The organism is Methanosarcina mazei S-6 (assembly GCF_000970205.1).
Classification (GTDB): Archaea; Halobacteriota; Methanosarcinia; order Methanosarcinales; family Methanosarcinaceae; genus Methanosarcina; species Methanosarcina mazei.
In genome coordinates this window covers 1658052-1671865 of record NZ_CP009512.1, presented here as the reverse complement: position 1 = coordinate 1671865, position 13814 = coordinate 1658052, and the positions used below count along the sequence as shown (strand labels likewise).

Annotated in this window: 11 protein-coding genes; 1 reads left to right on the top strand and 10 read right to left on the bottom strand. The window is 44.4% G+C overall.

The features are described 5' to 3' along the window. Positions 1–156 precede the first annotated feature (156 nt). From MSMAS_RS07265 to MSMAS_RS07240, 6 genes are all read right to left on the bottom strand, one after another. On the bottom strand, positions 157–1470 hold the full coding sequence (locus MSMAS_RS07265) for an MFS transporter (protein ID WP_011035208.1): 1314 nt from the start codon (positions 1468–1470) through the stop codon (positions 157–159). A 68-nt stretch (positions 1471–1538) separates the two neighbouring features. Beyond that, complete coding sequence (gene nikC / locus MSMAS_RS07260) at positions 1539–2372, bottom strand: nickel transporter permease (protein WP_048037504.1); 834 nt, start codon at positions 2370–2372, stop codon at positions 1539–1541. Further along, on the bottom strand, positions 2356–3300 hold the full coding sequence (gene nikB, locus MSMAS_RS07255) for a nickel ABC transporter permease (protein ID WP_048046406.1): 945 nt from the start codon (positions 3298–3300) through the stop codon (positions 2356–2358). Before nikB ends, nikC begins: the two co-directional genes overlap by 17 nt. A 73-nt stretch (positions 3301–3373) precedes the next feature. Then, on the bottom strand, positions 3374–4939 hold the full coding sequence (locus MSMAS_RS07250) for an ABC transporter substrate-binding protein (RefSeq protein WP_230633358.1): 1566 nt from the start codon (positions 4937–4939) through the stop codon (positions 3374–3376). A gap of 98 nt (positions 4940–5037) precedes the next feature. Next, positions 5038–6024: an ABC transporter ATP-binding protein gene (locus MSMAS_RS07245; protein ID WP_011035212.1), complete on the bottom strand. Its 987-nt coding sequence runs from the start codon at positions 6022–6024 to the stop codon at positions 5038–5040. Then, positions 6017–6949 (bottom strand): ABC transporter ATP-binding protein, encoded by a 933-nt coding sequence (locus MSMAS_RS07240; protein ID WP_048037500.1) that lies wholly within the window; start codon positions 6947–6949, stop codon positions 6017–6019. The genes MSMAS_RS07245 and MSMAS_RS07240 overlap by 8 nt, the downstream gene beginning before the upstream one ends. A 975-nt stretch (positions 6950–7924) precedes the next feature. Between MSMAS_RS07240 and MSMAS_RS07235 the strand changes: the two genes are divergently transcribed. Then, positions 7925–9478, top strand: coding sequence for a dicarboxylate/amino acid:cation symporter (locus MSMAS_RS07235; protein WP_015413230.1), 1554 nt, complete (start codon positions 7925–7927; stop codon positions 9476–9478). A gap of 223 nt (positions 9479–9701) precedes the next feature. On the opposite strand, the gene MSMAS_RS07230 is transcribed toward MSMAS_RS07235, so the two are convergent. From MSMAS_RS07230 to MSMAS_RS07215, 4 genes are all read right to left on the bottom strand, one after another. Next, positions 9702–11468 (bottom strand): aldehyde ferredoxin oxidoreductase family protein, encoded by a 1767-nt coding sequence (locus MSMAS_RS07230; RefSeq protein WP_048038397.1) that lies wholly within the window; start codon positions 11466–11468, stop codon positions 9702–9704. Next, entirely contained in the window at positions 11465–11983 is a 519-nt protein-coding gene (locus MSMAS_RS07225) for a 4Fe-4S binding protein (protein WP_011035216.1), read from the bottom strand. Before MSMAS_RS07225 ends, MSMAS_RS07230 begins: the two co-directional genes overlap by 4 nt. Positions 11984–12485: 502 nt before the next feature. Next, a complete protein-coding gene (locus tag MSMAS_RS07220; RefSeq protein WP_015413232.1) occupies positions 12486–12911 on the bottom strand; it encodes a hypothetical protein in 426 nt (141 codons plus the stop codon). Positions 12912–12996: 85 nt separating this feature from the next. Beyond that, positions 12997–13701, bottom strand: coding sequence for a type 1 glutamine amidotransferase (locus MSMAS_RS07215; protein ID WP_011035217.1), 705 nt, complete (start codon positions 13699–13701; stop codon positions 12997–12999). Positions 13702–13814: the final 113 nt, after the last annotated feature.

The window sequence follows — 13814 nt, the reverse complement described above, 5'->3', positions numbered from 1 at the left end:
CTGATTATCCTTTTTGCACCTAGATTACTCTTTTTGTCTCTGATTATTTATAATCTGGTTTCTGTTATTAATCTGGTTTCTGTTATTAATCTGGTTTCTGTTATTAATCTGGTTTCTGTTGTTATTTTCTGTTTTTAATCCCATATTGGGTGGAAATCATAAAGCAGCACCTGAAACCTTCTGCTGTTTTTCCATTTTGTCAAAGAAGACATAATAAAGCACTGCGGCCACTCCATAAATGCCGCATGTCAGAAAGAACGGAAGGGTATAATAACCGCGAGCCATCATCAGACCGCCGGCATAGGTGCTCAGGCCCACAAATGTATAGCAGCTCATCCAGACCAGGCTGTTTACTGTCGCTCTATTGTCTTCGCTGACAATCTCCATATTGAAACTGCTCATTATCGGGTTTGCCATATTCATTATAGATGTCCTCATGATGTATCCGAATGCAGCTACTGCAAGTATGGACGTGGAGGTGAAGAGCAGAAGGAAAGGAATTGAAGCAAGCTGGACCAGGGATATAACCTTCACCTTTCCGAACCCTTCAGTAAGTAAGGGGACGCATAGCAGAGTGAACATCATTACAAGCTGGGAAATGGAAAAGATAACCCCTATTTGCTCAGAACCGGCTCCGAGGACAACATCGAAGTAAACATTGAAATAAGGCAGGATCAGCCCCCAGCCCATGCCTATGAGCCCGTTTACCACAATCAATTTTCGGATCGTTCCTGACCTTAAAACTGAAAAAAGAGTAGAAAATAGAGCTGGTTTCTCTGCAAGCCCGGTCTTTTTATTTTTGATAAATACCAGGGGGAACAGGGAAAACAGGACTGCAGCTAAAGACGCATATAAAGAAAGCTGGTAAGCCTTCGGGCCTGAAGGGTCGAGGTCAAGGGAGTTAATAAAGACCTGAGGTAAAGTCCCTCCCGCAAGGTTTCCCAGCATAACTCCTATGGTGTACAGAAGGTAGTACATCGAAAACAGATGCATCCTTTCATAGCTTGTGGAGTTCTCAACCATGAACGTTGATGCTGTAACGATTTTTAGTGACGAGGATGCCCCATAGAGAATGCTGAAAAAAGCCAGAAGGAACATTGATCTTGTGGTGTACAGAACTGCAAACGAAAACAGGAGCATTAGGCATGACAGCAGCAGGGTATTTTTTCTGCCCGCCCTGTCACAGAAAGTGGCTGCCGGAATTGCAAAGAGTCCGGTGGATATGGAAACGAGTGAGAGCATAAGTCCAAGGAAGTCTTCCTTAAACCCGAGCCTGAGGATATACAGATTGAAGATTACTTCATAGATCCCCAGGCTTAAAGAGAGCATGAAAATGTATGCCAGGAACAGGGATGCGTTCCTGCTGAAGCCGTTTATCTTTGATACATACCCGTTTGCAGCATTTATGGTCATGGTCTGGAGAAACCTGCTGTTAAGTTGTCTGCTATTTAATGATTCATGCTTTTTCATGGTAGCTGCTCTGAGAGGTCTGGAACAATGGCGTGTTCACCGGATAGTGAAATTATCCTTTAATACTGTCATTCGATGTCTTTCCGCGTCCTCGGGTCAATAAGGTCTCTTAATTCATCTCCAAGGTAGTTGAAAGCCAGGACCACAAGCATGATGGCAATTCCGGGAAAAACCATAATGTAGGGGGCAGACCGGATGTATGTCTTACCTTCATTGAGCATGGACCCCCATTCCGGGGTTGGAGGCTGTACCCCAAAGCCCAGGAAGCTGAGGCCTGCTGCAGACAGTATAACATATCCCATTCCTATGGTTGCCATTACTATCAGCGGAGATATTATATTTGGGATTACGTGGTGCACAATCACATGCATATCCCCCACCCCAAGCCCTTTTGAAGCTTTGATGTAATCCTGCTCTTTTACTGATATCACTGAGCTTCTTGCCAGGCGGGCATATCCAGCCCAGTCCACAACAATAAGGGCTATAACCAGATTCTTGAACCCTGCCCCGAAAAGCCCTGCTATGCCGAGAGCGAGCAGAAGGCTTGGAAACGCCAGAAAAGCATCAACTATCCGCATAACTGCTTCATCCGCCCACCCTCCATAATATCCGGATAGACTCCCTACGGCAAGGCCAAGTGCCAGGGAAGAGCTTACTACCAGAAGCCCAACAGACAGGGATATTCTTGCGCCGAAAATGATGCGGCTCAATATACAGCGTCCCATATGGTCTGTGCCCAGAGGGAACTCCCTGCAGGGCTCTTTAAGCCGAAGTTCAAGATTGGCTTTTTCGGGGTCATGAGGCGCTATATACCCTGCAAAAATCGCTGCAAGTATGAAAAAAACAAGGATCCCTGCACTGAGGAAGAATCCAGGATTTTTCTTATTAATTTTTGTTTTCATATCTGATCCTCGGGTTGAGGTAAGCATAGGATATGTCCACTGCAAAATTGACCAGCACAAATATCACAGCAATGAAGAGCACACAGCCCTGTATCATCGGGTAATCCTTGCTGAGTATGGATGAAACTATGAGATTTCCTATCCCTGGCCACGAGAAGATTGTCTCAACTATGACAGAACCGTTCAGCAGGTACCCGAAATTCAAGCCTGCAACCGTTACCACGGGAATGAGGGAGTTCTTCAAAGCGTGCCTGAAAATAACCATATGCTCAGGAACTCCTTTTGCTCTGGCTGCCCGGACGTAGTCCTGCTGAAGCACATCGATCATGCTTGATCTCATCAGTCTCATGGTTACAGCTGCATAACCCGTCCCGAGGGTAACAGCAGGCAGGAAGAGATAAGTAATTCCTCCGTCTCCGTATCCTGACGAAGGCAGAACCTTCAGTGTAAGTGCGAAAACTATTATCAGGAGGTAAGCCTGCCAGAAATTGGGCATGGAAACGCCTGCAAGCGCAAAAAACCTGCAGACATCATCAATAACGGTTCCTTTTTTCAGGGCAGAGATGATTCCAAGAGGTAGTGCAATCACAAGGGAGACCAGCATACTGACCACTGCAAGCTTAAGGGTGACTTTGAAGCACCTGAAAATAGCCTCAGATACTCCTACACCTGTCATGTACGACTCTCCCAGGTCTCCGCGGAGAACTCTGCCCATCCAGTTAATATACTGGATATGTACAGGCTCATCAAGCCCTGTTTTAGCCCTGAACTCCTCCACGGCTTTCCGGTCAACTCCTCCCCCCGGGTTCATTATGGAGTTTTCTGCAGTATCTCCGGGAGAGATATAGATTATAGAAAAACTGATCACAGATACCAGTAAAAGGACAGGGACAAGGAGTAAAAGCCTTCGAGCTATGAACTCTATCACATGCCAGACCTCCTGTTTTTTGTGGATATACTTTATTCTGAGGCCCCGGAAAAAACTCCGGGACCACCGAAACTTATTCTTCTATGGATATGTCCTTGGTCAGGAAAGTTATCTCATTGGGGTACTGTTTGAACCCTGCCACTTTCTTATTTGTTCCAACAAGGGAGTTCTGGTAGAATACGAATATCTCAGGGCATTCGTCCAGTACCTGTTCCTGAACTTTGTCGTAATACTCCTTTCTTTCTGTCTGGTTCATGGTCAGCCGGCCGGCTTCTATCCATTCGTCTACCTCCGGGTTTGAGTAGCTCAATTTCTGTGCTTCAGCTCCTGTAGACTCAAAATGCTTTGAAACAAAGTAGTCAGGGTCCCCCGTAGGAGCTACTGTCCATGCATAGAGGGAAAGGTCGTAGTCTTTGTTATTCAGGTCCGTTTCCAGTGCCCCTTTATCAAGGATGGTGACGCTGGTCTTTATCCCGACAGACTCAAACTGGGCTTCAATCACCTCGGCAGCGGGTTTAAGCTGAGGCCGGCCAGTGTAGGTCTTTATGTTCAGTTCGAAAGGCTTTCTATCATATTCCAGCCAGCCGTCCCCATTAATGTCCTCCAGGCCGGCTTCGTTCAGAAGACTTCTGACTTTCTGTTCGTCCCTTGAAACCATGTCTATCCTGTCGTTTATGGACCAGCTCATCATGGACCCGAAAAAGCTCTTTGCAGGAGTCCCGCCAACACCTTCAAGGGCAGTGTCCACAATTTGCTGGCGGTCAATGGCATAGTTCAGTGCCTGCCTGAATTTTACATCATTCAGAGGCTCTTTATTCATATTTACATACAGGAAGTAGGTTCTTAAGGTAGGGGTGGAGTATATTTTATATTCAGGGTTATTGTGGAGGCCGGCAATTTCGGACTGGGGGAGACCGTCAGCAATGTCCACTTCATTGCTTTCCAGCTTGAAGAGCCTGGTCATTTCATCGGTGACAAAATAGATAATGGCCCTGTCCACCCCGGCTGTACCATTCCAGTAGTTGTCGTTCTTTTTCAGGGATAGGCTCACGTCCTGGGTATAACTTTCAAATTTAAAAGGACCGGTCCCGACTGGTGCGATATTCAGATCTGTACCCGGGCTGACTATGGAAGTTACGGGGTCTGTGAGGCTTGCTATGGTGGGTGCATATGTAGAATTTGTTTTTATTGTGACTGCGCTGTCAGAGTATTTGCTTATGGACTCAATAAAGTCGTATTCTCCTTTTCTTGTATTATTATCATCAAGAACCCTGTTAAGTGAATATATAACAGCGTCTGCGTTCAGGGGCGTGCCGTCATGGAACTTTACCCCTTCCCTTATGAAAATCCTCCATTCGGTATCCGAGACCTGTTCGTATTTTGTAGCTAGTTCAGGCTGGAGGTTCATGTTTTCATCATAACTGAAAAGGGTTTCATATACTCCGGCTTCTCGCAGATACCAGCCAGTCCATTTAACTGCAGGGTCAAGAGTGCCTTCAGGACCGAAAGTAGCTGCATACCTGAGGGTGCTCTCCTGGCCTGATGGTTTTGTCTGGTTTGCAGATGCGGTTTTTTCTTCACTATCCTGGTCGATACACAGCGACCCAAGGACTGTAGCCATGACTAAAAGCATGACCATAAATGTAATTCGGTTTCTTTTACTCAAGTACATAGAATCCTCTCCACATTTTTTACTGCATTCCTGAAATGTCATTATTCCGGAGTTCCGTAATAATATCATACAGGAGGCTGAATAATGACAGCATCCGTTTTGTCTTCACATTCATCCCGATAAGATTCAGGAACACGTTTTTTAAGTGCATGATGACATGCCACCAGGTGGTTGTTTGTTAATTCTTTCAACTCTGGTTTTTCCGTAAGGCATATCTTTGATCTTGAGGGACATTCCTGATAGTAAGAACATGCAGTCTCCACAGCTTTCCCGCATCCACTGTTGTCAACCTCGACATCAGTATCTCCTACTAACAGCAGCTCTGTGTAGGGGTGAAGAGGAGACTGAAAAATATCATCTATTTTTCCGGTTTCCACGATCTTTCCGCGGTACATCACAGCTACCCTGTCGCACATGTGTTTCATCAGCTCAAGGTCGTGCGATATGAAGAGCATGGTAAGCGCGTATTCTTCCTTCAGGTCCTTCAAAAGGTTCAAAATCTGCGCCTGCACTGAGACGTCAAGGGATGCTGTCGGCTCATCGGCAACAATAAAAACAGGTTCAAGGGCAAGCACTCTTGCGATAACCACCCTCTGGTTTTGCCCCCCGCTGAGCTGGTGAGGAAAGCGGCTGACATGTTCCGGCCCCAGCCCGACCTTCCTGATAAGCTCATTGATCCTGTTTTTGACCATTTCCTCGCCGTTTCCTTTAAGTTTAAGAGGTTCGGCTATACTCTGCCCTATGGTCATCCTGGGGTCAAGGGAGGAGTCGGGGTCCTGGAATATCATCTGCATACTGGGGCGGATGCTGTTCAGGGCTTTATTGTCAAGTGCTGTCAGGTCTGTTCCGTTGAAAATGATTTTTCCTTCCGCTGGTTCGATCAGCCTCAGGATGCACTGTCCGAGAGTGGACTTTCCGCTCCCGCTTTCCCCCACCACTCCGAGGGTTTCTCCTTTTTTTATGTAAAGGGATACACCGTCAAGAGCTTTGATTCTGGTCCTGGAGATGATTCCTGAAGTAAATGTTTTCTTAAGGCCAGAAACCTCAAGCATAAAGGAAACACCTCACAAGCCTGCCGTTTTTTTCGATCATGGGGGGGTGTTCGGTTCTGCACCTGTCACTGCAATAATTACAGCGTGGGTGGAACCTGCACCCCTGCGGGGGATCGATCAAAGAAGGGCTGCTGCCTTTTATAGGCTTAAGCCCCCTGGAAGGAAGTGAGTTAAAAAACCCACCTGTATAGGGATGCAGTTGTTTTTCAAACATCAATGCTGCAGGAGAGACCTCCACCAGTTCCCCGGCATACATTACAGCAATCCTGTCGCATACTTTCTCTGCAACTCCAAGGTCATGAGTGATAATCAGCATAGTCTTTTTTTCAGAGATCTCTTTCAGAAGCTTTACTATGTTTCTTTTTACGGTTACATCGAGTCCCTTAGTGGGCTCATCAGCGATAATAAAGCGGGGCTCACTGGCAATTCCCATTGCTATTACTGCCCTCTCTTTCATCCCCCCGCTGTACTGGTGAGGATAATCCTTTACCCTTTTTTGGGGATCACCGATCCTCACTCTTTCAAGGAGCTTTTCTGCCATTTTGACAGCCAGGCTGCCTTTTACGTGTTTATGAAGCATTAATGGTTCAGCTATCTGAGAGCCTACCGTCAAAACAGGATTAAGGGAACTTCCGGGGTTCTGTGGTATCATGCCAATTTCTTTACCCCTGAGTTTCCTCATATCTTCTTTTTCAATCAGATACAGATTTTCTCCGCGGTAGAGTATATCCCCTTTGAAAATCACATCTTCTTGCAGCAGCCTGATGATAGAAAGCCCAAGAACGCTTTTTCCGCAGCCGGATTCTCCGATAAGCCCAAGAACTTCATCTTCAGCAATAGAGAGATCTACCCCATTTACCGCTCTGACCAGCCCATCGTCAGTAGGAAAATCAACGTACAAACTGGAAATAGTAAGTAAACTCAACCTGAAACACCCTTTTTAAAGTAAACTCCGCGTCTATCCTGACCAGAAAACTGCATTTATATACACTTTATAAAGTGTCTGGCATTGGTAAACGATTTTTATACTCTCGTAGAATATCTTAAGAAATATAAACAATTAATATTAAGTAACACATATTATCCATCAGGGTAACAATTGTTATCCTGATCACTTTTTTCGGAATAATTATGTTGAATATATTTTCTGAATAATTTATTCTGAATATGAGTTTTATTTCGATGCGCCATATTCTGTTTGACTTTCTCACTTTATAACTTATAAAAAATATATAATAGACTAAACCCTTGACTTGATAATATTAAATATTAAAATTATATTGATTCTTATACATTTATTATACACTTAGAGCAGGTAAATAAAACTTCCGAAATTGTCATAAATGCTAAGTCCTGCTTGTCTTTCAGGACTGCTAATAAGGATATTGTTACTGATCTCGGTATTGATCTCTGTAAGAGAGGAATGGGTTGAACACTCTGTAAGAAAAGATGAAAGAAGAGAAACAGCCTTTCCGGAAAAGTCAACCGTTTCATGACAGCAAAACCCTCAAATCCGTAAAAAAGAGAACAAAAACAAAATTTAAGAAGGTTTGTAAGAAAATAATTTCAAAGTGAAAATTAACCTGATCGACACATATTCTTAAAAACAGTCATTTATTTCAGTTTTGTCGCTTTATCCCCTGACCAGTTTATTATCTCCTTCAAAGGAATTTATAAAGAAACTCATACTGGAGAATTGGATAAACTAGATAAGTTATTATGTATTTTTCTAAGCTTTTATATAATTTAATGAGAATGTATTATACAAATGTAGATATTGAATTTATGAATTAAATGTGCAATTTAGCCCGAAAAACGTACAATTATAGCCGGAAAATTAAATTGAGACTTAAAAGGAAGAAGTAAACGCTGAACCCCTAACGATTTTATTGTGATCCCCATGAAAGAGAAGGAAAACCGTTATATCCCGAACCCGAGGGGGTTCGCTCAGGAAATCGCAGAGGAAACAAAGCTTCTTCGCCAGGAAATTACTGAAGGGATTACGCGTATTTATTACCCTCTGGATTTCAGGCGAAATAACTCTTTGAAAAACCTGAGTAATCAGCTCCGCGATTTGCTTGAAAAGAAGCTCTGGCTGAAGATTCTCATAGCTATGGGGCTTGGTGTTCTGATGGGGCTTTTCCTCGGGCCATTCGGAGGATACGTTGACCCGGTTTATGCGGAAATTATAGGGGAATGGATCGCCCTTCCGGGTTATATTTTCCTGGGTCTTCTGAAGATGATCGTGGTCCCGCTTGTCTTTGCCTCAATAATTCTGGGGGTGGCTTCGAGCCAGAGCATGAGCGCCCTTAAAAAGACAGGGCTTTTAACAGCTACTTATTTTGTAATAACAACAGCAATCTCAACCGCTATTGGGATAGGAATGGCTTTCTATATCCGCCCCGGGAAGTTTATAAGTGGAGATCTAGTTGAGAGCGCTTTAGGGAGCCAGACTCAGACAATATCTACTGGCCCGGGATTCGACCCTTCTGCCCTGACCCTGCCTTCAACGCTTATCGGAGGCCTCCTTCCTTCTAACCCTCTTGGAGCTCTTGCCAGCGGGGAAATGCTGCAGGTTGTGATTATTGCAGTAATTATAGGCATTGCCCTTGTATCCCTGAACAAAGAACAATCTACCCCAATGGTAAGCTTTCTCACCTCAGTTCAGGCTGTATGCATGACAGTGGTAAAATGGAGCATGACCCTCGCACCGATCGCAGTTTTCGGGCTTCTTACAAAATTCACCATCAAGCTCGGTATTGAAGCCCTTCTGGGAATGGCTGTGTATGTGGGTACGGTTCTTGCAAGCCTGATGCTCCTCATGCTCCTGAACCTTCTTATTGTCTCTCTTGTTGCAAGGTATAACCCGTTTGAATTCCTGAAAGCTATCCGGGACGTTATGCTCCTTGCTTTTTCAACTTCCAGCTCGGCTGCAGTCATGCCCTTATCCATAAAAACAGCAGAAGAAAGGTTAGGAGTAAAACCTTCGATTTCACAGTTCGTTGTCCCTCTAGGAGCAACCATAAACATGAACGGGACTGCTCTTTATCAGGGCGTGGCAACAATTTTCCTGGCTGAAGTCTTCGGGATAGACCTCGGGCCTTTCCAGCTCCTTGTAGTAATGACCATGGCTGTTGCAGCCTCAATAGGAACGCCTTCAATACCCGGGGTGGGAATCGTTGTCCTTGCAATGATCCTTAACAGCGTAGGAATTCCCACAAGCGGAGTAGCACTTATAATGGGAGTGGACAGGATCCTTGATATGAGCAGGACGGCTGTGAATGTTGCAGGGGATCTCGTTACCTGCAAAGTTATGGACCGCTGGGTCAGGGAAAAGCCTGAAAGAAAAGCTGAAGAAACATCCAAAATCGAAACTAAAAACCCTGAAGAGAAAACTGGTGATAAGGTAAAAACAAACACCGATCTTACAGCATCTGAGAGCTCGAATGTTTAACCCTCAAAGTATGTTTTGCCCTTAAAGTATATTCAACCTTAGAATATATTTAACCATTAAAATATATTTAACCATTAAAATATATTGGACCATTAAAATATATTGGACCATTAAAGTAAAATTCTATAGGAAGAAACGTAAAACCCCTGAATCTTTAGCTCGGGGGCGATTGAAGAGATCTCCTTTATCTTTAAGGCCTCCCGGCCCCTGACAGCTTCGAAGATTATAAAATCCCTCTCTTTTCCTTATACATTTCTATCGCTTTCCTGACCCTGTCTTCTTCGAGCTTTCCTGTGGTGGTGGCAGTTTCAAAAAACCTTTTAGGGAGGGCGATGTCTTCAAAACTGAACCCGAATTTTTTCTTAAGCTCGTATTTTTTTCTGAAGATGTCCTTTCCCAGATCTTCCAGCTCTGCTTCTGTCCTGTCTATTCCAATGCATTTGAGAGCCAGAACCATATTTTCATATGTATAGACATTCCGTGCAAAGAGGCAGGAAACCATGGAGTTAAGGGCATTGCGGCGGTCTTCTTCGTTAATTATGTAATCAACTATCTTCTCATCCGTAGTTGGATGATTGAATGCTTTCTGGTCAGCTGAATAGCCTGCATTGTCAAGATGGGAATGGCGAGAACCTACAGTAAGCCCGAGTGTATTCCCAAGCCCTGTATGGTAGCCTGGAATCTCAAGCCCTCCTATCCGGATAGCAAATTCTTCCCCCCCATAGATTTTTGAAGCATATTCCACACCTTTTCCAAGAGCGGAATAAAATTCATTGGGAGCCTGAACCACCAGTTCTATTGCGCGCAAATAAGATGCTTTGTCTCCCCAGGACAGTTTGAGCCCGAGCGTATCATCAGTGGAAATTTTCCCCCGCAAAAGCATCTCAGTAGCCCATGCAAGCACCACTCCCATGCTGATAATATCAACACCGGCTTTTTCACAGGCATCAATAAGTTCCAGCACTGCTTCAGGATCCGTAACTCCAAGATTTGAGCCAAGCGCGTAGATAAGTTCAAAGTCATAAGATACGTTAAGGGTCTCATATTCATGGGCTTTTGAGAAAGGCCGTTTGAGCATGGCAATATGTACGCAGCCTATAGGGCAGCCTGCGCATGATACCCTGCGGATCAGATATTTTTCTGCAAAGTTTTCTCCGGAGATATTTTCCACGCCTTCGATAGAGGTTTCCTGCAGGTTCCGGGTTGGAAGACCTTTGAGTTCGTTCAGGACAAGGATGTTTTCGCTTGTCCCGAGGTTGTGGTATTTCTCAGTCAACCCCGTTTTCACTATCGTATCATAAAGCATGCTGCATGCTTTTCTGTAGGCTTTGTGATCAGGGCTTTTTAGTTCTTTATTTCCGGAAATAAGAAGAGCCTTAAGTTTTTTTGCCCCAAAAACAGTCCCGAGCCCCAGACGCCCGAAGTGGCGGTAAGTGTCAACATTAACGCTCGCATACGTGACTCCTCTTTCTCCTGCAGGCCCTATCCTGATAATACTGCGCCTGCCAGCTCCGGGCTCAACTTCACGGAGGATTTTCCCTACATCAATTGCCGAGGACAGGTGCCATATGGACGAGGCGTCCCTGAATGTAACCCTGTCGTCGTGAACTGCCACATAAACCGGATACCTGGAAGCACCTTTGATGACAATAGTTTCATATCCCGAATAACGCATGGACATGGCAAGGTGGCCGCCCGCATAGGATTCCCCCAGTTCTCCGTTAAGGGGGGAACGAAATAATGCAACGGTTTTTGTGCAGGTCGGATATACGCCTGAGAGGGGCCCTGTGCTGAGGATTACTGGCATTTCAGGATCGAGAGGTCCTATCCCCTCTTTATACTCTTCAAGCATGAGGTTTGTAGCAACTCCAATGCCCCCCAGATACTTTTCATAGAGGTCCCGCCTTTCCTCAATATGGTAGCTCTGGCTGCTCAGGTCAATATAGAGTACATTTGTAAGACCTGAAATGGCGTACCTCTCTGTTGTCATTTTTCCTCCCCGGACTCCTCTTTTCCGTAAAGTTCCTTATGAGATGCAGTGGGGCTAGCCGGGCCTGTCTCCTCAACCGGACCTGTGTCAGTAACCTTTATTTCTCCGCTGTCATCTACTTCAATCATTTCCAGGACATCATGGGGGCAGAATTTCGTGCATACGCCACAGTGTTTGCAGATTACGGCTTTTTTTTCAGCATCCAGGTGAATAGCCCCCACAAGGCAGGCTTCCATACAGTTTCCGCAGCCGTCGCAGATTTCTCTATTGAGGTTGACTCCTCCTCCTTTCCTTTTGGTCAGTGCTCCAAGAGGACAGGCTCTCATGCACGGAGGGTCCACACAGGCATGGCAGACAATCTGAGCATAAGCAGTTTCTATCCCGCCTTTTGTCTGGATGTCAATCCGGCTGTTTTTTACAGATATGGTATCGTACCATGTCCTTGCACAGGCCATCATACAGGAATAGCAGCCTATGCAACGGGCCGGGTTTGCAACTTTTAACCTTTTTGGCATCGCGTTCCCACTCTGGATTCCCTTTTTATGAAAATAGGTTTCTTCAGTTTATATAATGTGGCATTGAAATAAAAAAGCAGTATAGCTCCGATATATTGAGAGCCTGAAAAATAGCAGGGATTTCTTTTTCAATATATTAAGACGGCAAAGGTGATTAAAAAAGCTCTTTTCCTGAATGAAATAGAAAGGTCTTTATTATTGAATCACATAAATAGGATAGCGGATTCCGGTTTGTCAATTTGACAAAAAGAGTAGCTATCGAAGATATCTGGCCTGGAAGATTCATATGCAACAAGATGAAATCATACAGCACCACAAAATGATGCAGCAGAACAAGGTGATAATCGGTACGTTCAGTGTATTTTTCATTTTAATAACGCTGATCAGTCTGTACTGGGTATGACCTCAAAATGCTTTCTGGGCAGTGGATGTGTACCCTAAGCTCAGATGCAAAAAATGTTGCAAGCACGGAACCGGGTATTTTCTTCATGGTTCCGACCAGTCATCTGAAGATCATCCTGGATGTCGGGAAGCCCACGTTTTCTCTGGCTTTTCCTGGCAGGTCATACAGGTTGATAAAAGTTCCATTTTGGCCGGCCCGGCAGAGGACGTTGTAGAAAAATGGCCCTGGCTTAAAGCAGCGGAACATGGAACATGACTCATCATACACCCTTTCCATATCTAAAGAAACCCTGAAGAAGATGTTGCTGGAAAAAGGGCTTTTAAAGACCTGGAAAAGGTGAAAAGACAGGAAGTGCAGGGTGTGTGAACCTGCAAAAGAGTAATCGTGGAGAGGCCCTGAAAGGCGAGGGAGACAGGAAGGGAAATTAGTTTTCCTTGATTTCAGGGTTACTATTTTCGAATAGAATTTTTTGGAATTATTACATAAAGCGTACCTGGAGCTGTTTTTTGTTATCAGGCACCTCATTGTTTTTGCTGCTTTTTCAGATACTTCCCGAAACCGACAGGGAGAAAAAAGGAGCGCCTTTTTTCAGGGAAGACGAGAAGGCTATTTAGAGCATAATAGCTTTTTCAATATTATCCATTAGCCTGAACATTAATTTCTTTGATTCTGTAAGGTAATCTTTTCTGTCCAGCATTTCGTTTTCTCTCTGGATGTATTTCCCTTCTACGAATTCATCCCTGCAGTTTTCGATCACATTCCTTATGGACTGTTCACTCATTTCCAGATGGAACTGCAGACCTATTACCCTGTCCCCGTAAATGAACCCCTGATTTTTACAGGCTTGGCTTTCAAAGAGCCGCTTTGCCCCTTCAGGTAGTCCGAAAGTATCTCCGTGCCAGTGAAATGCAGTGAATTTTTCGGGCATGCCTTCGAGGATAGAAAGTTCAGATTTTCCATCCTTAACAACAGATACGGGAAACCATCCTATCTCTTTATAGTCATTCTTAAACACTTTTGCCTTGAGGACATCGGCAAGCAGCTGGGCTCCAAGACAGATTCCAAGAACTGCTTTTCCTTCCGAAACGGCTTTTTCCAGAAATTTTTTTTCTTCCTTCAGCCAGGGATATTTATCATACTCGTAAATATTCATGGGCCCTCCCATGACTAAAAGGAGATCGAATGAACCGGTTTCCGGAAAGTTTTCGCTTTCGTATGCATGAGTGGTTGACAGGAGATGATTTTTCTCTTCAATCCATTCGTTAATGGTTCCAGGGACTTCAAACCTGACGTGCTGGATGCAGTGTATTTTCACTCTGGATTACCTCTGATTCACCAGTTTTTGATTAAAAAAATGGTATTGTTATTATTTAACTGAAGAGTTATTATTTAACTGAAGAATTAAGTCTTTAAAAGCCCTGTTAGAAT